We start from the raw sequence: 19,398 nt of genomic DNA, 5'->3' as shown, positions 1-19,398 counted from the left end.
CCGCACCGTCACCGTCGGGACCGTCGTCGTCGGTCCGTCACCGTCGGGACCGTCGTCGTCGGTCCGTCACCGTCGGGACCGCTGCTGTCGGGCCATGGCCTCCAGGTCATCACCGTCGGACCGTCGCCGCCGAGACCGTCGCCGCCGGGCCGGTGATCGGCTACCGTCCGGGCGTGGAGACTGAGCGCGGTGGCGATGTGATCGTGGTCGGCGGCGGGGTCGTCGGGCTGGCGACGGCCCTCGTCCTCGCCGAGGGTGGCCGGCGGGTCCGGGTGTGGACGCGGGACCCGGTGGAGCGGACCACCTCGGCGGTCGCGGGCGCACTGTGGTGGCCGTACCACATCGAGCCGGTGGCGTCGGCGCGGACGTGGGCGCTGCGCTCGCTGGAGGTGTACGAGGAGCTGGCGCGACGGCCGGAGTCGACCGGGGTGCGCCTGGTCGACGGGGTGATGGGCGAGACGGACCTGGACGACGTCGAGGGCTGGGCCGTCGGCCGGCTGGCCGGGCTGCGCCGGGCGACGGCGGCGGAGTATCCCGGCGGCACCGCCGTCCGGGCCCGGCTGCCGCTGATCGACATGGCGGTGCACCTGCTCTGGCTGCGGGAGCGGCTGCGGCGGGCGGGCGGCACGGTCGAGGAGCGCACGGTGCGGGATCTGGCGGAGGCCGACGCGCCGGTGGTGGTGAACTGCACGGGCCTGGGCGCCCGCGACCTGGTTCCGGACCCCTCGGTACGGCCGGTGCGGGGGCAGCTGGTCGTCGTGGCGAACCCGGGCGTGCGCACCTGGCTCGTCTCCACCGCGCCGGACGGCGAGATGGCCTACCTCTTCCCGCAGCCGGGGCGGCTGCTGCTGGGCGGCACGGCCGAGGACGGCGGGTGGTCCCTGGAGCCGGACCCGGCGGTGGCGGCGGCGATCGTCCGGCGGTGTGCGGCACTGCGGCCGGAGGTGGCCGGGGCGCGGGTCCTGGAGCACCGGGTGGGGCTGCGGCCGGTCCGGCCGGCGGTGCGGCTGGAGCGGGAGGTGCTGCCGGACGGCCGGGTGGTGGTGCACCACTACGGGCACGGCGGCGCCGGGGTGACGGTGGCGTGGGGCTGCGCGGAGGAGGCGGCCGGGCTGGCCGCCCCCTCCTGAAGCCGCTCCCCGGGATCCGTCCGGGCAACGGCCTCCCTTCCTGAAGCCGCTCCCCCGTGGTCCGTCCGGCACGATCCGCCGGACAGGCCCTACGGGACCACGGGACGCGGTGCGCGTGGCGCGGGGCCGCGACGCCGTCCAGCGGCCCGGAGGGCGCGGCGGCCGGTGCGGGCGGCTCAGCGGGCGGGGCTCTCCCGGTCCGCCCCGGCGAGGAGTTCGTCCCGGCCGATGGCGGCCGCCTCCGTGGCGGGGACCGTGCAGGCGTACGCCCCCGCGACCGCGCCGTACCGGGCGCACCGGTGCGGGGGTTCGCCGGTGAGGCGGCCGTAGAGGAAGGCGGCGGCGAAGGCGTCACCGGCGCCGTTGCTGTCCACCACCGGGGCCGGGGGCGTCACCGGCGGGACGTGGGTCAGCTCGCCGTCGGCCAGCAGGTACGCGCCCTCGGCGCCCGCGGTGGCGACGACCACCTCGGCGCGGCCCCGGTCGGCGATGCGGCGCATGGTGCGCTCGGGGTCGGCCAGGGCGGTCGTGGAGAGGAAGACGACGTCGGCGGTGTACGCGAACTCCGCCTGGTAGGGGTTCTCGCCGTCCCAGTCGTGCAGGTCGGTGGAGAGCGTCAGGCCGCTCTCGCGCAGGACGGGCAGGACGTGGGCGCAGGGCTGGGTGATGGACACGTGCGCGTGCCGGCCGGCGGCGGCGAGGGTGCGCAAGGTGTCGTCGGGGAACCGGTCGTCGGGGTGGCCGCGGCTCGTGTCGTACAGGGAGAGGCGCCGGCCGTCCGGGCCGACCAGGTTGACCGCGCGCTTGGTGCCGGCGGGCTGCGGGACCGCGGTGAGGGCGATGCCCCGGTCCTCGTGCAGGGCGCGCACCAGGTCGCCCTCGGGGTCGTCGCCGAGGAAGTCCAGGTGGTGGGTGCGCAGGCCGAGGGTGCTCAGCCCCAGCGCGACGAAGTCGCCCGTCTGTCCCGCGCGGGTGCGGACCCCGCTGTCGATCATGTAGCTGTCGGCGTACGGGAGCGGCAGTTCCGGCACGTACACGATGGTGTCCACCCCCGCGCCGCCCAGTACGAGCACGTCGATGTCCCGACTGTCCTGACTGTCCCGGCGGTCCCGGCCGTCCCGGCTCACTTGCGCCCCTCCCCGTGGTCGTAGACCGTGACGGCGATCCCCCGCGCCACGAGCCGCCCGGCGACGAGCGGCTCGACGCGGGACCACGTGCCGCCGGCCAGACCACACCCTATGCGGGGCATGTGGACGGAGGCACGGAGTTCGGCGGCTCTGTCCGCCAGGTCCGCCAGCGCCGTGTCGATGGCCTCGTAGCGCACGGGCACACCCTTGCTGCCGGTCCGGACGCCGCGCTGGCCGACCATGTTGGCCACCCACACGTACGGCTCGACCCGCACGAGCTGGACGGCGCCCAGCCCGAAGTCGTTGGACGCGCGCTCGCGGTGCCAGGCGCGGTAGGCCTTCTCGGGCTCGGGCCAGCGGCGCGACAGCGCCAGGACGAAGCCCTTCCCCCATCCCCCGATGTCGTTGCAGACATGGGCGATCACCTTGACGCCCTTGACCGACGGCGCGGTGGCGTCCCCCCGGACGTACGTGATCTCCGACATGACGCCACCGTAGGGGACGCCACTGACAGCGGCTCAGGTCCGCGGTTCGGCGGGCCGTCGGTGCCACGGGTTTCACAGCACCGGTGTGACAGCGATACTGCTGCGCATGACGATCGAGACCGAGGAGCCGGCCCTCACGGTCGACGAGCTGGCCGCGCGCGCGGGGATCACCGTGCGGACGGTGCGGTTCTACAGCACCAAGGGGCTGCTGCCGCCGCCGGTGATCGGTCCGCGCCGGGTGGGGCGGTACGGGCAGGAGCACCTCGCGCGCCTCGCGCTGATCGAGGAACTCCAGCGGCAGGGGCTGACGCTGGCGGCGATCGAGCGCTACCTGGACCGGCTGCCGCCCGGCCTCGACGCCCGCGACCTGGCCGTGCACCGGGCGGTGGTGGCGTCCTGGGCGCCGGACGCCGTGGAGACGGTGTCGCGGGAGGAGCTGGAGCGGCGGGCGGGACGGGCGCTGGACGACGAGGACGTGGCGCGGCTGACCGCCATGGGGGTGCTGGGCGAGCGGGGCGGCGACGGCGCGTACCGCCTCGACGCCGGGCTGCTCAGGCTCGGTGTGCGCCTCCTCGACGTACCGCTGTCCCAGGAGGCGATCCTCGCCGCCCGCACCGTCCTGGTGGACCATGCGCGGGCGGCGGCCCACGAGCTGTCGCGGCTGCTGCGCGAGGACGTGGCGGAGCGGGACGCGCGGGCGGTGCGGTCGCTCTCGGCGCACATGCAGCCGCTGGTCGTGCAGGCGCTGCTGACGGCCTTCCAGCGGTCGCTGACCGAGGAGGTGCGGGAGTGGCTCGGGGAGCCGCCGGAGGCCGACGGCTCCCCGTGACGGGCGGCTCCCCACGACCGGCGAGCCCCGTGACGGGCGGCTCCCGGTGACGGGCGGACCGCTCAGCGGGCGTCCGTGAAGGTCTCGCCCTTCTCCGCCTTGGCCACCAGCAGCGCGGGCGGGGTGAAGCGGTCGCCGTAGCGTTCGGCGAGTTCACGCGCGCGGGCCACGAAGCCGGGCAGGCCGCCGTCGTAGCCGTTGACGTACTGCAGGACGCCGCCGGTCCAGCCGGGGAAGCCGATGCCGAACAGGGAACCGATGTTGGCGTCGGCGACGGACGTCAGGACGCCCTCCTCCAGGAGGCGCACGGTGTCGAGGGCCTCGGAGAACAGCATGCGTTCCTGCATGTCCTCGAAGGGCACGGGCGGTACGCCGTCGCGGGTGAAGTGCTCGCGCAGGCCCGGCCACAGTCCGGTCCGCTTCCCGTCCTCGTCGTAGTCGTAGAAGCCCGCTCCCCCGCTGCGGCCGGTGCGGCCGAACTCGTCGACCATGCGGTCGATGACGGCCTCGGCGGGGTGGCCGGGCCAGGTGCCGCCGGCCTCCTCGACGGCCCGCTTCGACTCGTTGCGGATCTTCCGCGGCAGGGTGAGGGTCAGCTCGTCCATGAGGGACAGGACCTTGGCCGGGTAGCCGGCCTGGGCGGCGGCCTGCTCCACGGACGCGGGCTCGATGCCCTCGCCGACCATGGCGACGCCCTCGTTGATGAAGTGGCCGATGACCCGGGAGGTGAAGAAGCCGCGGGAGTCGTTGACGACGATCGGCGTCTTCTTGATCTGCCGGACCAGGTCGAAGGCGCGGGCGAGGGCCTCGTCGCCGGTGCGCTCGCCCTTGACGATCTCGACGAGCGGCATCTTGTCGACGGGCGAGAAGAAGTGCAGCCCCACGAAGTCGCCCTGCCGCTCGACGCCCTCGGCGAGGACGGTGATGGGCAGGGTGGAGGTGTTGGAGCAGAGCAGGGCGTCGGGCTCGACGACGTGCTGGATCTCCTGGAACACCTTGTGCTTGAGCGAGGTGTCCTCGAAGACGGCCTCGATGACGGCGTCGCAGCCGGCCAGGTCCTGCGGGTCCGCGGTGGGCGTGATGCGGGCGAGGAGGGCGTCGGCCTTCTCCTGGCTGGTGCGGCCGCGGGAGACGGCCTTGGCGCAGAGCTTCTCGGAGTACGCCTTGCCCTTGAGGGCCGCTTCGAGGGAGACGTCCTTGAGGACGACGTCGATACCCGCGCGGGCGCACGCGTAGGCGATGCCGGCGCCCATCATCCCGGCGCCGAGGACGGCCGCCCTGCGGACCTGGCGGGGCTCGACGCCCCGGGGCCGGCTGACCCCGGAGTTGACGGCCTGGAGGTCGAAGAAGAACGCCTGGATCATGTTCTTCGACGTCTGTCCCGCGGCCAGTTCGACGAAGTAGCGGGCCTCGATGACCTGGGCGGTCTCGAAGTCGACCTGGGCGCCCTCGACCGCGGCGGCGAGGATGTTGCGCGGCGCCGGGTAGGGGGCGCCGGCGGTCTGCTTGCGCAGGGTGGCGGGGAAGGCGGGCAGGTTCGCCGCGAACTTGGGGTGGGCGGGGGTGCCGCCGGGGATGCGGTAGCCGGGCCGGTCCCAGGGCTGCTGCGACTCGGGGTGGGCGTCGATGAAGGCGCGGGCCTTGGCGAGCATCTCCTCGTGGGTGTCGGCGACCTCGTCGACCAGGCCGTTCTCCAGGGCGCGCCGCGGGCTGTACTGGGTGCCCTGGAGCAGGACCTTGAGGAGGGCGTCCGCGATGCCGAGCAGGCGGACCGTGCGGACGACGCCGCCACCGCCGGGGAGCAGTCCGAGGGTGACCTCGGGGCAGCCGATCTTCGAGCCGGGCGCGTCGAGGGCGACGCGGTGGTGGCAGGCCAGGGCGAGTTCGTAACCGCCGCCCAGGGCCGCGCCGTTGAGGGCGGCGACGACGGGCTTGCCGAGGGTCTCGATGCGGCGCAGGTTGCGCTTGATCTCCAGGCCGCCGTCGAACAGCTCCTGGGCGGTGTCGGGGGTGACGCGGATCAGGTCGCGCAGGTCGCCGCCCGCGAAGAAGGTCTTCTTCGCGGAGGTGACGATGACGCCCCGGACGGTGTCCTTCTCGGCCTCCAGGCGGTCGGCGACCCGCGCGAGCGAGGCGCGGAACGCCTGGTTCATGGTGTTGGCGGACTGGTCGGGGTCGTCGAGGACGAGGGTGACGAGGCCGGTGCGGTCCTGTTCCCAGCGGATGGTGGTGCTCTGTGTCATGACAGGGTCTCCGTAGCAGTCTCTTGGTTCCGCCGGGGTGGTCAGACGCGTTCGACGATCGTGGCGATGCCCATGCCGCCGCCCACGCAGAGGGTGGCGAGGCCGTAGCGCTTGTCCTGGCGTTCCAGTTCGTCGACGAGGGTGCCGAGGATCATGGCGCCGGTGGCGCCGAGGGGGTGGCCCAGGGCGATCGCGCCGCCGTTGACGTTGACCTTGTCCAGGGACAGGCCCATGTCCTTGACGAAGCGCAGGACGACGGCGGCGAAGGCCTCGTTGATCTCGACGAGGTCGATGTCGTCGACGGTCAGGCCGGCCTTGGCGAGGGCCTTGCGGGTGGCGGGCGCGGGGCCGGTGAGCATGATCGTGGGTTCGGAGCCGGAGACCGCGGCGGAGACGATCCGGGCGCGCGGGGTGAGGCCGTAGCGCTCGCCGACCTCCTTGCTGCCGACCGCGACCAGGGAGGCGCCGTCGACGATGCCGGAGGAGTTGCCCGCGTGGTGGACGTGGTCGATCCTCTCCACCCAGTGGTACTTCTGCAGCGCCACGGCGTCGAAGCCGCCCAGTTCGCCGATGTCGGCGAAGGAGGGCTTCAGCCGGGCGAGGGAGTCGGCGGTGGTGCCGGGGCGCGGGTGCTCGTCGTGGTCGAGGACGACCAGGCCGCTGCGGTCCCGCACCGGCACGAGCGAGCGGTCGAAGCGGCCCTCCTTGACCGCGGTGGCCGCCCGCTCCTGGGAGAGGGCCGCGTACTCGTCGACGTCCCGGCGGGAGAAGCCCTCGATGGTGGCGATCAGGTCGGCGCCGATGCCCTGCGGCACGAAGTTCACCGCGAGGTTGGTCATCGGGTCGTTGAACCAGGCGCCGCCGTCGGAGGCCATCGGCACCCGCGACATGGACTCCACGCCGCCCGCGAGGACGAGGTCCTCCCAGCCCGAACGGACCTTCATGGCGGCCAGGTTGACGGCCTCGAGACCGGACGCGCAGAAGCGGTTCTCCTGCACGCCCGCCACGGTGTCGGGCAGTCCGGCGGCGATGGCGGCGATCCGCGCGATGTCGGAGCCCTGGTCGCCGACCGGTCCGACGACGCCGAGCACGATGTCGTCGATCGCGGCCGGGTCCAGGTCCGGGAAGCGCCCGCGCAGCTCGTGGATCAGCCCGACGACGAGGTCGATGGGCTTCGTGCCGTGCAGGGCCCCGTCGGCCTTGCCGCGACCGCGCGGGGTGCGGATCGCGTCGTACACGTACGCTTCGGTGCTCACGGGGAGGCCTTTCGGTGAGGGTCGGGGTGCGGGGTTTCCCGGGGTCCGGCGAGCCGGGGCACGCCCCAGTCGCGGGCCACGGCGGCGGTGTCGGCCCCGGGCCGGGCGGGCCCGCCGCGCACGGCCGTCGGGGTGGCGGAGAAGCGCGGGGCGGGCGCGGGCTGGGTGAGGCCGTCGTGGTCGGTGAAGGTGCCGCGGGCGGCCAGGTGCGGGTGGTGCGGGGCCTCGCGCAGCGACAGTACGGGCGCCACGCAGGCGTCGGTGTCCTCGAAGACGGCCGTCCACTGCGCGCGGGTGCGGGAGGCGAAGCGGGCCGCGACGGCCTCGCGCAGGTCGCCCCAGCGGGTCGGGTCCGTGCGGGCGTCGGCGAAGCCGTCGAGGCCGAGGAGCCGGACGAACTCGTCGTAGAAACGCGGTTCCAGCGCGCCGACGGCCATGTGGCCGCCGTCGGCGGTCTCGTAGGTGCCGTAGTAGGGGCAGCCGCCGTCGAGGAGGTTGGCGGCGCGGCGGTCCTGCCAGTTCCCGGCGGAGAGCATGCCGTGGATCATGGCGGAGAGGTGGGCGGTGCCGTCGACGACGGCGGCGTCCACGACCTGGCCGGTGCCGGTGGCGCGCGCGTGGTGCAGCGCGGCGAGGACGCCGACGACGAGGTAGAGGGACCCGCCGGCGTAGTCGCCGAGGAGGTTGGCGGGGACGGGCGGGGGCATGCCGGGGGCGCCGATCATGCCGAGGGTGCCGGTGAGGGCGATGTAGTCGATGTCGTGCCCGGCGCGCCGGGCGAGGGGGCCGTCCTGGCCCCAGCCGGTCATCCGGCCGTAGACCAGCCGGGGGTTGCGGGCGTGGCAGGCCTCGGGGCCGACGCCGAGGCGCTCGGCGACGCCGGGGCGGTTGCCCTCGAGGAGGACGTCGGCGCGGGCGGCGAGGTCGAGCACGCGCGCGGGGCCGTCCGGTGCCTTGAGGTCCACGAGCACCGAGCGCTTGTTGCGGTTGGTGACGTCGTGGGCCGGGTCGATGCCGAGGGAGGGGCCGCCGGGGCGGTCCACCCGGACGACGTCGGCGCCGAGGTCGGCCAGCAGCATGGCCGCGAAGGGGCCGGGCCCGATGCCGGCCAGCTCGACCACGCGCACCCCGGCGAGCGGGCCGTGACCCGCAGCGTCCGGCGCGTTCACCGCGTTCACCGCGTTCGCCGCGTCTGGCGCGTCCGCCGCGTCCGCCGCGTCTGGCGTCGTCGTCATCCGGCTCCCTCGCTGTGACACAACCGATGTAACACCAGTGATGCTAAGAACGTGTCCCCGTGGGCACAAGACGTGACGAGCAAGCGCTTGGCCAGTTTGCGGGAACCGGGGCCGGTCCTCGGTACCGGGTCGGCGGATTCCGCCGTCCTCACGCTAGCCTCAGCCGGCGAGAGCGGCACGGGCTGCGGGACCAAGGAGTGTCATGAGCAGGCTGAAAACGACGGACCGTCCCTACGACATCGTGCTCTTCGGGGCCACCGGCTTCGTCGGGACGCTCACCGCGGAGTACCTGGCCGCCCACGCGCCCGAGGACCTGCGCTGGGCCGTCGCCGGCCGCGACGAGGAGCGGTTGCGGCGGCTGCGCGACCGGCTGCCGGGGGGTTCGGAGCCCGGGGTGCTGCGGGCGGACGTGTCCGATCCGGCCTCGCTGCGCGCCCTCGCCGGCCACGCGCGCGTGGTCGCCACGACCGTCGGCCCCTACGTGACGTACGGCGGGGAACTGGTGGCCGCCTGCGCGGACGCCGGCACCGACTACCTCGACCTCACCGGTGAGCCGGAGTTCGTGGACCTGACGTACGTGCGGCACGACGCCCGCGCGCGGGAGACGGGCGCCCGGCTGGTGCACGCGTGCGGGTTCGACTCGGTGCCGCACGACCTGGGCGCGTACTTCACCGTGCGGCAGCTGCCGGAGGGCGTGCCGCTGACGGTGGACGGCTACGTCACCGTGGACGCCGCCTTCTCGGGCGGGACGCTCGCCTCCGCGCTCGGCCAGTTCGCCCGCGGCCGGCAGCTGGCGGCCGCGGCCCGCGAACGGCACCGGCACGAGCCGCGGCTGCTGGGCCGCCGGGCCACGGCGCCGCTGGGGGCGCCCCGGTTCGCGCCGGAGGTCGGCGCCTGGGCGCTGCCCCTGCCGACGATCGACCCGCAGGTCGTGCGCCGGTCGGCGAGGGCCCTGGAGCGCTACGGCCCCGACTTCCGCTACCGCCACTACGCGGCCGTACGACGGCTGCCCGTCGCGGTGGGCGGGACCGCGGCCGTCGGCGCGCTGTTCGCCGCGGCCCAGGTGCCGCCCGCCCGGCGGTGGCTGTCGGACCGGCTGGAGCCCGGGAAGGGCCCGAGCGCCGAGAAGCGGGCGCGCAGCTGGTTCTCCGTCCGGTTCGTGGGCGAGGGCGGCGGCCGGCGGGTGTGCACGGAGGTCTCCGGCGGGGATCCCGGCTACGACGAGACGGCGAAGATGTTCGCCGAGTCCGCGCTGGCCCTGGCCCTGGACGACCTGCCGGAGACGGCCGGGCAGGTCACGACGGCGGTGGCGATGGGCGACGCACTGACCGAACGGCTGCGCGCGGCGGGCATCCGCTTCCGGGTGGCGGCGAGCCGCTGACCGCGGGCCGGGGTTTCCGGGGCATCCGGTCCGATCCGGCTCCGGGGTCGGACGGTCCGAAGCCGAGGCCGGTGCCGGTACCGAGGCCGGTGCCGTGGCCGGCCGGTCCGGCGGAGCATGCCCTAGACCGGCCACTCCACCAGCGTGTAGATCATGCCGACGATCCAGCCGAGTCCGGCCAGCACGGCGAGGACCAGCGCGGCGTTCACGGTGCGCTCGAGGGGCCGGTCGGGGCCGGCGAGGGGCTTCGGGGCTCGGTGCGTCGTCATACCGCTCAGAGTGCCCGGTGCGCGCCGGACCTCACATCCGTACGGTCACCCAGTTCGGCGCGCTCGGATCTCACGGGTCTCGATCAGCCTCACGCCGACGCCCCTTCGAGACTTCCGGCCCGCTCCTCCGCCGCTTCCCGGGCCGTCGGACGGCCAGGTTCCACAGGGCGGTTCAATGAAATGACGGAGGGGTTCGAGCAGAGGGGGGTGAGCGACGTGAAGTTCGTGCTCGAAGTCGCCGCGGACGAGGGGGCGTCGGCCGAGGAGCGGGCCCGTGAACCGGGCCGCGTCCTGAGGTACTGGGGCGGGAACCCCGGTCACTGCGCACCGGATCCCGGCGACGGGTCGCCGGTGTACGACTCGGAGTACCGCGAGGTCGGTCAGTGGCGGGTGGTCACCTCCTGAAGCGCCCTGCGGCACAGGGCGTCCGCCCGCCGGGTCGACTCCGGCAGGCGGAACCGCGGTGTCAGGGCCAGGGTGTGGGCGCAGGCGTTGTCCAGGTCCACCCGGTGGCCGACCGAGACGAAGACCGGCTTGACGCCCGCGCGCGTGCGCAGGGCGCGGCCCACCTCCTCGTCGCCGTCGGCCAGCAGCGGCGCGGCGGATCCGCGCGCGGCGGCCGGGTCGGCGTACGTGAAGGCGAAGGGGTTCTTGGCGACGCCGATCGTGGGCAGGCCGGTGAGGACGCCGAGATGACTGGCGAGGCCGAAGCGGCGCGGGTGGGCGAGGCCGTAGCCGTCGCAGACGACCAGGCCGGGCTCGCAGGGCAGGGCGTCCAGGGCGGCGAGCACGGTGGGGATCTCGCGGAAGGCGAGCAGGCCGGGGACGTAGGGGAACGAGATCCGTCCCACGGCGGTGGCCTCGGCGACCACGTCGAGGCTCGCCGCGTCCAGGACGACGGCCGCCGCCGCGACGACGTCCCGCTCGTCGTCGTAGGCGACGTCGACGCCGGTCACCCGCCCGGTGCCGGGCGGCGGCCCCGTCTCGCCGAGCACCACGCGGGCCCGCAGCCCGTCCTGGACGGCGCGGGCCTCCTCCTCGGTCGCGGGCCAGGCCGCCGGAATGTTCACTGTCGTCATGGTGGGGACGAGCCTACGGGGCCGTCCCGGACCGCGTAGGCTCCCGGTCATGTTCGTACTGGAACTGACCTACACGGCCTCCCTGGACGCCGTGGACGCCGTCCTGCCGGACCACGTGGTCTGGCTCGACGAGCAGTACGCGCGCGGGGTGTTCCTGGCGTCCGGTCCCCAGGTCCCCCGCGAGGGCGGGGTGATCCTGGCCGTCGCGGAGGACCGCGCCGCGATCGAGGCGGTCACCGCGGGCGACCCCTTCGTCGTGGCCGGTGTGTGCGCGTACCGCGTCACGGAGTTCGAGGCCACGAAGACGGCGCCCGGGCTGGAGCGGTACCGGAGCGGGCCCGGCTGATCCGGCCGAGCCGGACCGGCCGGATCAGCCGGACCGGGCCGCTCCCGCCCGCCGTCAGTCCTTGCCCAGGGCACGCTGCAACTGGCTCTTGTTCATGTCCGAACGGCCGTGGACATCACGGCGCTTGGCCTCCTCGTAGAGCTGGTCGTAGGTGGGTCCCCCGGAGCCCTTGCCGGACCGCTGTCCGCCCCGCTCGCCGGACGACTTGTCCTGCGTGGAGGTGCGGCTCGCGGTCTTCGACTCGCCGGACCGGGCCCGCTCCTTGTTCACCGTGCGGGCGGCGATCTCCTCCGCCCGGCCGGCGCTCTCGCCCCGTTCCCGCGCGCTCTCCTTGATGTGCTCGTACTGCCGCTCCCGCTTGGGGCTGGAACCGCGTGGCATGTGCGCTCACTCCTCTCGTGTCCGCACCACCCGGGTACCCAGGAACGGCTCACTTCTCCAGCCGTGCCACCCGCCCCTGTTCACCGGCGGCCCAGCAGCCGCGGTCCGGGGCGCAGTCGACGGTGTCGTACGAGCCGGTGTCGAGGGGGCGCCAGGTGCGGCCGGCGTCGGTGGTCAGGTCGGTGCCGGTGGGGCCGACCGCGAGGGCGGCGGTGCGGCTGTGCGGCAGCCAGGCGACGCCGGAGCGGTAGGCGGGCGGGGGCGTGCCGGCGGGCCGCCAGGTCCGGCCCGCGTCGCCGGTCGTGGCGGCGGCCGACGGGGAGGACTGGTCCGCGCGGTAGTCGCCGCCGACCGCGAGGCCGTGGGCGCGGTCGCGGAAGGCGAGCGCGAACACCCCGCGCGCGGGGTCGCCCGCCGGGATCGGGGCGTCGGTGGCCGTCCAGGTCCGCCCCCGGTCCGCGGAGTGCAGCACGCGCGCGCGTGCGGCGCCGCCGGTGGCCAGCCACACGTCGCGGGGACCGGCCGGGACCAGGCACTGGCCGCTCGCCGCGAAGCCCGCCTCGCCCGGCAGGGCGGGCGGCATGCCCGCGTCCGGCAGCACCGTCCAGGAGCGGCCGCCGTCGCCGGTCGACAGGATGCGGAACCTGCCGTCCACCGGGTCGCTCACCGCGAGGCCGTGGCGGCGGTCGAAGAAGGTCAGGCAGTCGTAGAAGGCCCGCGCGTCGGTGTTGCGGAAGGACTCCGTCCAGGTCGCCCCGCCGTCGGCGGTGCGGTAGACCCGGGAGGCCTCGCCCTCGCCGATGGCCAGCACCACGGCGTGCCGCGCGTCGAAGGCCTCCACGTCGCGGAACTGGAGGTCGGCGGCGCCGGGCGGGGAGACGTCGCGCCAGCTCGCGCCGCCGTCGGTGGTGCGCAGGACGGTGCCCCGCGTGCCCGCCACCCAGGCGGTGTCCCGGTCGACCGCGGCCAGCCCGCGGAAGCGGACGGCCGGGGCCCCGGTGTCCTTGAGCGCCCACGCGGGCGCGTGGGCGGCCGAACCGGTCCCGCGCGCCTTCGCCCCTGCCGGCACCTGTGCCCGCGCGGGGTCGGGTGCCTGCGCCCGCGCGGGGGCGGGCGCGGGTGGCTGCGCGGGCGCGGGCGTGGCCGTCAGCACGGCCAGCACCGCCGCGCAGGCCGCTCCCACCGCCGCCGTCCACCCCGGCCGCCCCGTCCGTCCCGTGCGCCCCGTCCGTCCCGTGCGCCTCGCCGGTGCCGTGCGTGCCGCGCGGATCGTGTGTCGCGTCTTCCCCGAGGACCTCATGGCGGGCGAAGCTAGTCCACCGTCCCGGTGGCGTCCAGAGGTCCTCGACCGCCTCACCGGTCCGCGCGGGCACGGCAGGAGAGGTGGGTCACTCGTGCGCATGAAAGGCGGTGACCGAGGTCACTCGGACTGCGTGTGCACGAACCGGCCGGTTCCGGCGTCTCTTCCAGTGTCCGGCCCCATCCACCGGTTGTCCGCCCCGCCGTCACAAGGGAGCAAGGCGTTGTCCATCGTCATCGAGCAGCCCGTCGAGGCGCGCCTGGTCGCCGCCGCGCCGCGGATGCAGAGCATCCCCGCCACGCTGCACTACGACCGGCGTGACCCCTTCGCCGTCCGCATGACCTTCCCGGCCCCGGCCACGCTGGAGGGCGTGGAGGTCTGCTGGACCTTCGCCCGCGAGCTGCTCACCGCGGGTCTGCACGACGCCGAGGGCCACGGGGACGTACGCGTGCGGCCGTACGGGTACGACCGGACGGTGCTGGAGTTCCACGCGCCGGAGGGCACGGCGATCGTGCACGTGCACTCGGCGGAGATCCGGCGCTTCCTGGAGGCCACCGGCGAACTCGTGCCGGCCGGCCTGGAGCACCTCCAGCTCGACCTGGACCGCGACCTGGCGGAGCTGATGGGGGACGCCCTTTAATCCGTTGACAACCCCTCCCGGCCCCTCCTACGGTCGGTCGTGCATCTGTTGCCGCCGATAGGAGAAGGACGTTGCTCGTCTGAGGTCCCGAGACACCGCGCCGCACACCCCCACGGGTGTGGGCGCAGCGTGCGACCTCGGCGTTCGAGCCGTCCTTGCGGAGCAGGGCCTTCCCACGGACCCCGTGGGCTTTCCCGCGGACTCCCTCGGGTTTTCCCGTGGCCCCCGCTCCCCCGCTCCCGCGGTGGTCGCCGCCCTCCGGTGTCTCGACACGCGTCGTCCTGACCGCACACGCGACCGCGAGGCCACCTTGTCACATTCGATCACCTGTACGTCCCTGTCCTTCGCCTGGCCCGACGGCACCCCCGTCCTCGACGGGCTCGACGTCGCCTTCGGCCCCGGCCGGACCGGGCTCGTCGGCGTCAACGGCGCCGGCAAGTCGACCCTGCTGAAGCTGATCGCCGGCGAACTCACCCCCTCCGACGGCACCGTCCGCACGGCCGGCGAGGTCGGTCACCTCCCGCAGAACGTCACGCTCGACACCTCCCTCCGCGTCGACGAGGTCCTCGGCATCGCCGCCCGCCGGGCCGCGCTGCACGCCATCGAGGGCGGCGACGCGGCCGAGGAGCACTTCGAGGCCCTCGGCGACGACTGGGACGTCGAGGAGCGCGCCCTGGCGACCCTCGGCGAGCTCGGGCTCGGCCACATCGGCCTGGACCGCACCGTCGGCGAGGTGTCCGGCGGCGAGTCCGTCCTGCTGCGCCTGGCCGCGCTGCTGCTGCGCCGGCCGGACGTCCTGCTGCTCGACGAGCCGACCAACAACCTCGACCTGTACGCCCGGCGGCGGCTGTACGCGGCCGTCGCGGACTGGCCGGGCGTGCTGGTCGTCGTCAGCCACGACCGGGAACTGCTCGAACTCGTCGACCAGATCGCCGACCTGCGCGCCGGCGGGGTCGCCTGGTACGGGGGCAACTTCTCGGCCTACGAGGAGGCCCTCGCCACCGAGCAGGAGGCCGCCGAGCGCATGGTGCGCGTCGCGGAGTCCGACCTGCGCCGGCAGAAGCGCGAACTGTCCGAGGCCCACATGAAACTGGCCCGGCGCAAGCGGTACGGCCAGAAGATGTGGGACCAGAAACGCGAGCCGAAGATCGTGATGGGGGCGCGCAAGCGGGCGGCGCAGGAGTCCGCCGGCAAGCACCGTCTCCTGCACGAGGAGAAGCTCGCCGAGGCAAGGGAGCGGCTCGACGAGGCCGTCGAGGCGGTCCGCGACGACGACGAGATCCGCGTCGACCTGCCGCACACGGCCGTGCCGCCGGGCCGCGAGGTGCTCACCCTGCTGGACCTGCGGCTCGCGTACGGCGCGCGGGTGCGGGGCGGTCTCGACCTGCGCGGGCCCGAACGGGTGGCGCTGGTGGGGCGCAACGGCGCGGGCAAGACGACGCTGCTGCGCACGATCGCCGGGGAGCTGGACCCGGTGGCGGGCGAGGTGCGCGCGCACGTGCCGCTCCGTTTCCTGCCGCAGCGGCTGGACGTCCTGGACGACGGGCTGACGGTCGTCGAGAACGTGGCCCGTTTCGCGCCGCACGCCACCGGCAACCGGATCCGGGCCCGGCTGGCCCGCTTCCTGTTCCGGGGCGCCCGCGCCGACCGCCCGGCGGCGACGCTGTCCGGCGGCGAACGCTTCCGGGCGACGCTCGCGGCGCTGATGCTGGCCGAGCCCGCGCCGCAGCTGCTGATGCTCGACGAGCCGACGAACAGCCTCGACATGGCGAGCGTCCGGCAGCTCACGTCCGCCCTGGAGTCCTACGAGGGCGCCCTGGTCGTGGCGAGCCACGACCTGCCGTTCCTGGAGTCGATCGGGATCACCCGCTGGCTGCTGCTGGACGGGGAACTGCGGGAGACGTCGGCGCAGGAGGTGGCGGACCCGGCGTAGGGCGTGTTTCGAAAGTCCCTCCCCCAGAGGGGGTGCCCCCAGCCCGGCGACGCCACTTTCGAAACACGCCCTAGCCGCGCCGTCCGGAAGGCGCACCCGGCGCGGCGGGTCCCGGGAGGGCCGCGGCACGGCGTGGAGGGTTTCGCCGCGGTGGACCGGCCCTGCATGATGGCTGACCGGCGCCCCTCATCCGGCGCCGGTCAGCCACCGCCGATTCGGAGACCTGGACGTGCCCAGCAAGAAGGCCCTCATCCGCCGCCCCGGCCCGCGCCTCGCCGAGGGTCTGGTGACGCACGTCGCGCGCGGGGCGGTCGACGTGGACCTCGCCCTGGAGCAGTGGGAGGCCTACGCCGAGGCCCTGCGGTCGGCGGGCTGGGAGACCGTGGAGGTCGACCCCGCCGACGACTGCCCGGACGCCGTGTTCGTCGAGGACACGGTGGTGATGTACCGCAACGTCGCCCTGATCGCGCGGTCCGGCGCCGAGTCCCGGCGCGCGGAGACCGCCGGGGTCGAGGAGGCCGTGGCCCGGCTGGGCTGCTCGGTCAACTGGATCTGGGAGCCGGGCACGCTGGACGGCGGCGACGTCCTCAAGTGCGGCGACACGGTCTACGTGGGCCGCAGCGGCCGTACCGACGCGGCCGGCGTCCAGCAGGTGCGGGAGGCCTTCGAACCGCTCGGGGCGCGGGTCGTGGCGGTCCCCGTGAGCAAGGTGCTGCACCTGAAGTCGGCGGTCACCGCGCTGCCCGACGGCACGGTGATCGGCCACATCCCGAAGGTGGACCGGCCGGCGCTGTTCCCGCGGTTCCTGTCGGTGCCCGAGGAGGCGGGCGCCCACGTGGTGCTGCTCGGCGGCCCGAGACTGCTCATCGCCGCGAGCGCCCCGAAGACCGCGGACCTGCTGTCGGACCTCGGGTACGAGCCCGTGGTGGTCGACATCGGCGAGTTCGAGAAGCTCGAGGGATGCGTGACGTGCCTCTCGGTGCGGCTGCGGGACCTGTACGCCTGACCGGGTGACCGCGCCACCGGTCCGGCCCCGCGACCTGCGTGTCCCGGGGCCTTTCGGCATCACCGGGAACCTCCCGGGGTACCCGGTGGGACGGTGGCTGATCAGCAGTCTTTACAGTGACCTTAACCTACGGCTACGTAACCTACGGGTTCGTAGCCTACGATCCCGTAAGTTCCGGCACCGCTCGCCGGACGCAGTCCGCTGTACCTCACGTCCCCTGGAGTACCCCCGTGACGATCACTTCCCCGAACCTCGGCAGCCCCTCCGCCGTCTGGACCGACGCCCGGCTGCTGTACGCCCTCGAGGAAGTGGTCGAGACCGAACTGAACCGGCACCTGAAAGTCGCCAAGGACTGGATGCCGCACGAGTACGTGCCCTGGAGCGACGGCCGCAACTTCCCCGGTCTCTTCGAGGACGGCGAGGCCTGGGACAAGGAGCAGTCGAAGGTCACCGAGATCGGCCGGATCGCGCTGGTCGTGAACCTGCTCACCGAGGACAACCTCCCCAGCTACCACCACGAGATCGCCTCGCTGTTCGGCCGTGACGGCGCCTGGGGCACCTGGGTGCACCGCTGGACGGCGGAGGAGGGCCGGCACGGCATCGTGATGCGCGACTACCTGCTCGCCTCGCGCGCGGTCGACCCGGACAAGCTGGAGGCCTTCCGGATGTCCCACATGAGCGAGGGCTTCGAGTCGGACAACCGCCACTCGATGCTGCACTCGGTGGCCTACGTCGCCTTCCAGGAGCTGGCGACCCGCATCTCGCACCGCAACACCGGCCACCAGTCCGGCGACCCGGTCTGCGACCGCATGCTGGCGCGCATCGCGACCGACGAGAACCTCCACATGGTCTTCTACCGCAACCTGCTGAAGGCCGCCTTCGACCTGGCCCCCGACCTGACCATGCAGGCGGTGCGCGACGTGGTCGTGAACTTCCGCATGCCCGGCCACGGCATGCCCGGCTTCGAGCGGGCGGCGGCGCAGATGGCGATCGGCGAGGTCTACAACATGCGCATCCACCACGACGACGTGCTCCAGCCCGTCCTGCGCCACCTGAGGGTCCTGGAGCTGGACGGCCTCGGCCCGGAGGGGCTGAAGGCGCAGGAGGAACTCGGCCTGTTCATGGGCGGTCTGGACGCCGAGGCCCTGAAGTTCGACGAGAAGCTGGCGGCCCGCAAGGCCCGCATGGCGGCCCGCGCCGCCGGCTGACCCACCGCCACCGCGGCACCTCGCGAACGGCCCGCGCCGGGGATCGGATCCTCGCCGCGGGCCGTTCGCGGTCCGTGCCTTTCGACCGCACCCCGCGACGCGGTCGTACGGAGGGGGTGCCGGCTCCCCGCCGTCCGCCCGTTCAGCGCGCGGTACGGCGCAGGTGCAGGCGTTCCTTCTCGGACAGGCCGCCCCACACGCCGAAGCGTTCGTCGTGGGCGAGGGCGTAGTCGAGACACGCGGACCGCATCTCGCACATGCCGCAGATGCGCTTGGCGTCGCGTACCGAACTGCCCGGTTCCGGGAAGAAGAAGTCCGCCCCGGTCTGCGCGCACAGGGCCTGCCGCTGCCAGTCGAGGTCGGGGGAGGCAATCGTGTCGGTGTCCATGCGCAGCAGCGTGACGCGCGGCGAAAAACGTTCCATCAACGGCGGATATACGCGCTCCGACAGGGCTCCGGCCGCACTGATGGTGCCCCCGGAGCACACCGCGGCGCACGGCGGCGCGCCGGGCCCGCCGCCCGGGGCCGGGCAGCGGGCAGCGGGCAGCGGGCAGCGGTGAACGACGGGTGGGCGGTGAGCCCCGGCCGTGAATCCCGGCGGCGGGCCGTGACGATGGGCAGTGGCGGCAGGCGGCAGGCGGCAGGCGGCAGGCGGTGCGAGACTCGGCAGAGCGGAGAGAGAAGAAGAAGCAGCGCACGCGAGCAGTGGGGAGCGCGGGGCTCCCGAGGAGGAGGGCGGAGATGCTCACCACCCGTTTCGTCGACGGCGCTCCGAACTGGCTCGACATCGGCACGTCCGACATCGACCGCGCCGCCGCCTTCTACCACGCCCTCTTCGGCTGGCGGTTCCGGTCGGCGGGACCCGACGCCGGCGGTTACGGCTTCTTCCAGCTGGACGGGAGGACCGCGGCGGGCGGTATGCAGACCACTCCCGAGCAGGGCCCGCCGTCGTGGACGGTCTATTTCCGGACGGCCGACGCGGACGCCACCTGCGAGGCCGCCGAGCGGGCGCACGGCAGGACGCTGTTCCCGCCGCTGGACGTCATGGGCCGGGGCACGATGGCGCTCGTCGCCGACCCGGCGGGGGTCCCCTTCGGCGTCTGGCAGCCGGGCCGGCTGGAGGGGGTGGACGTGGCGGGCGAGCCGGGCTCGCTGTGCCGGGTCGAGCTGTACACCCCCGACGTCGCCGCGGCGGCCGCCTTCTACCGCGCCGCCCTGGGCCTGGAGACCGCGGGCGTCGTCCTGCCCACCGGCACGTACACCAGCGTGAATCCGGCCGGGGCGGACGAGGAGTCCGCGTTCGGCGGGTTCGTGCCGCTGGCCGACGACCCCGTGGAGGCGCCGTACCCGGCGTACTGGCTGCCGTACGTCGAGGTGGCGGACGTCGACGCGGTCGCGGCGCGGGCCGGGGAGCTGGGCGGCGTCGTGCGGACGGCCCCGGCGGACGTGGCGGGCGTGGGCCGGACCGCCAGACTGGCCGATCCGGACGGGGCACGCTTCGCGGTGATCAGGAGCGAACCGCGGGGCGGGTGAGGCGGGGACCGGGGCCC

General features: G+C 74.4%; 20 protein-coding genes. 10 read left to right on the top strand and 10 right to left on the bottom strand.

The annotated features are described in order from the left end of the window. Positions 1–173 precede the first annotated feature (173 nt). On the top strand, positions 174–1,130 hold the full coding sequence (locus ACF09K_RS25055; protein ID WP_392246869.1) for an FAD-dependent oxidoreductase: 957 nt from the start codon (positions 174–176) through the stop codon (positions 1,128–1,130). 176 nt (positions 1,131–1,306) lie between these two features. Here the strand turns inward: ACF09K_RS25055 and ACF09K_RS25050 are convergent, their stop codons facing one another. Both ACF09K_RS25050 and ACF09K_RS25045 read right to left on the bottom strand, forming a co-directional pair. Further along, positions 1,307–2,257, bottom strand: a complete 951-nt coding sequence (locus tag ACF09K_RS25050) for a PfkB family carbohydrate kinase (protein ID WP_392246867.1) — start codon at positions 2,255–2,257, stop codon at positions 1,307–1,309. Further along, complete coding sequence (locus ACF09K_RS25045; protein ID WP_392246865.1) at positions 2,254–2,742, bottom strand: macro domain-containing protein; 489 nt, start codon at positions 2,740–2,742, stop codon at positions 2,254–2,256. Before ACF09K_RS25045 ends, ACF09K_RS25050 begins: the two co-directional genes overlap by 4 nt. A 106-nt stretch (positions 2,743–2,848) precedes the next feature. On the opposite strand from ACF09K_RS25045, the gene ACF09K_RS25040 reads away from it, so the two are divergent. After that, positions 2,849–3,571: a MerR family transcriptional regulator gene (locus tag ACF09K_RS25040; RefSeq protein WP_392246863.1), complete on the top strand. Its 723-nt coding sequence runs from the start codon at positions 2,849–2,851 to the stop codon at positions 3,569–3,571. Between the two features lie 62 nt (positions 3,572–3,633). Here ACF09K_RS25040 and ACF09K_RS25035 read toward each other — a convergent pair whose 3' ends face one another. The 3 genes from ACF09K_RS25035 to ACF09K_RS25025 are packed head-to-tail and all read right to left on the bottom strand — an operon-like array spanning position 3,634 to position 8,305. Further along, positions 3,634–5,814 (bottom strand): 3-hydroxyacyl-CoA dehydrogenase NAD-binding domain-containing protein, encoded by a 2,181-nt coding sequence (locus tag ACF09K_RS25035; RefSeq protein ID WP_392246861.1) that lies wholly within the window; start codon positions 5,812–5,814, stop codon positions 3,634–3,636. A gap of 41 nt (positions 5,815–5,855) precedes the next feature. Beyond that, positions 5,856–7,070, bottom strand: coding sequence for an acetyl-CoA C-acetyltransferase (locus ACF09K_RS25030; RefSeq protein WP_392246859.1), 1,215 nt, complete (start codon positions 7,068–7,070; stop codon positions 5,856–5,858). After that, entirely contained in the window at positions 7,067–8,305 is a 1,239-nt protein-coding gene (locus tag ACF09K_RS25025) for a CaiB/BaiF CoA transferase family protein (RefSeq protein ID WP_392246857.1), read from the bottom strand. The genes ACF09K_RS25030 and ACF09K_RS25025 overlap by 4 nt, the downstream gene beginning before the upstream one ends. A 202-nt stretch (positions 8,306–8,507) precedes the next feature. Between ACF09K_RS25025 and ACF09K_RS25020 the strand changes: the two genes are divergently transcribed. Further along, a complete protein-coding gene (locus ACF09K_RS25020) occupies positions 8,508–9,686 on the top strand; it encodes a saccharopine dehydrogenase family protein (protein ID WP_392246855.1) in 1,179 nt (392 codons plus the stop codon). 122 nt (positions 9,687–9,808) lie between these two features. Here ACF09K_RS25020 and mmpA read toward each other — a convergent pair whose 3' ends face one another. Continuing rightward, positions 9,809–9,955 carry a morphogenic membrane protein MmpA gene (gene mmpA / locus ACF09K_RS25015; RefSeq protein WP_392246853.1) on the bottom strand — a complete coding sequence of 49 codons (147 nt, stop codon included), beginning with the start codon at positions 9,953–9,955 and terminating at the stop codon, positions 9,809–9,811. Between the two features lie 216 nt (positions 9,956–10,171). Here mmpA and ACF09K_RS25010 point away from each other — a divergent pair, with 216 nt between their 5' ends. Continuing rightward, a complete protein-coding gene (locus ACF09K_RS25010; protein WP_392247147.1) occupies positions 10,172–10,360 on the top strand; it encodes a hypothetical protein in 189 nt (62 codons plus the stop codon). Here the strand turns inward: ACF09K_RS25010 and ACF09K_RS25005 are convergent. Beyond that, positions 10,336–11,034, bottom strand: coding sequence for an endonuclease V (locus ACF09K_RS25005; protein ID WP_392246851.1), 699 nt, complete (start codon positions 11,032–11,034; stop codon positions 10,336–10,338). The genes ACF09K_RS25010 and ACF09K_RS25005 overlap by 25 nt on opposite strands. Positions 11,035–11,083: 49 nt before the next feature. Here ACF09K_RS25005 and ACF09K_RS25000 point away from each other — a divergent pair, with 49 nt between their 5' ends. Continuing rightward, entirely contained in the window at positions 11,084–11,380 is a 297-nt protein-coding gene (locus tag ACF09K_RS25000) for a YciI family protein (RefSeq protein WP_392246849.1), read from the top strand. Between the two features lie 54 nt (positions 11,381–11,434). Here ACF09K_RS25000 and ACF09K_RS24995 read toward each other — a convergent pair whose 3' ends face one another. Both ACF09K_RS24995 and ACF09K_RS24990 read right to left on the bottom strand, forming a co-directional pair. After that, positions 11,435–11,761 carry a plasmid stabilization protein gene (locus ACF09K_RS24995; protein ID WP_392246848.1) on the bottom strand — a complete coding sequence of 109 codons (327 nt, stop codon included), beginning with the start codon at positions 11,759–11,761 and terminating at the stop codon, positions 11,435–11,437. A gap of 49 nt (positions 11,762–11,810) precedes the next feature. Next, positions 11,811–12,944, bottom strand: a complete 1,134-nt coding sequence (locus ACF09K_RS24990; RefSeq protein ID WP_392246846.1) for a WD40/YVTN/BNR-like repeat-containing protein — start codon at positions 12,942–12,944, stop codon at positions 11,811–11,813. A gap of 340 nt (positions 12,945–13,284) precedes the next feature. Between ACF09K_RS24990 and ACF09K_RS24985 the strand changes: the two genes are divergently transcribed. From ACF09K_RS24985 to ACF09K_RS24970, 4 genes are all read left to right on the top strand, one after another. Beyond that, positions 13,285–13,701 (top strand): SsgA family sporulation/cell division regulator, encoded by a 417-nt coding sequence (locus ACF09K_RS24985; RefSeq protein ID WP_392246844.1) that lies wholly within the window; start codon positions 13,285–13,287, stop codon positions 13,699–13,701. A gap of 310 nt (positions 13,702–14,011) precedes the next feature. After that, on the top strand, positions 14,012–15,634 hold the full coding sequence (locus tag ACF09K_RS24980) for an ABC-F family ATP-binding cassette domain-containing protein (protein WP_392246843.1): 1,623 nt from the start codon (positions 14,012–14,014) through the stop codon (positions 15,632–15,634). Between the two features lie 229 nt (positions 15,635–15,863). Next, positions 15,864–16,640, top strand: a complete 777-nt coding sequence (gene ddaH, locus ACF09K_RS24975; protein ID WP_392246841.1) for a dimethylargininase — start codon at positions 15,864–15,866, stop codon at positions 16,638–16,640. A gap of 230 nt (positions 16,641–16,870) precedes the next feature. Beyond that, entirely contained in the window at positions 16,871–17,848 is a 978-nt protein-coding gene (locus tag ACF09K_RS24970) for an acyl-ACP desaturase (RefSeq protein WP_392246839.1), read from the top strand. A gap of 142 nt (positions 17,849–17,990) precedes the next feature. On the opposite strand, the gene ACF09K_RS24965 is transcribed toward ACF09K_RS24970, so the two are convergent. Beyond that, positions 17,991–18,275, bottom strand: coding sequence for a WhiB family transcriptional regulator (locus ACF09K_RS24965; RefSeq protein WP_392246838.1), 285 nt, complete (start codon positions 18,273–18,275; stop codon positions 17,991–17,993). A gap of 314 nt (positions 18,276–18,589) precedes the next feature. On the opposite strand from ACF09K_RS24965, the gene ACF09K_RS24960 reads away from it, so the two are divergent. Then, the gene (locus tag ACF09K_RS24960) at positions 18,590–19,381 is read left to right on the top strand and encodes a VOC family protein (protein ID WP_392246836.1); all 792 of its coding nucleotides are present in this window, start codon (positions 18,590–18,592) and stop codon (positions 19,379–19,381) included. The last annotated feature ends 17 nt before the right edge of the window (positions 19,382–19,398 follow it).

It is taken from the genome of Streptomyces sp. NPDC014882 (assembly GCF_043081325.1).
GTDB lineage: Bacteria > Actinomycetota > Actinomycetes > Streptomycetales > Streptomycetaceae > Streptomyces.
This window is presented reverse-complemented; position numbering and strand designations above follow the sequence as displayed.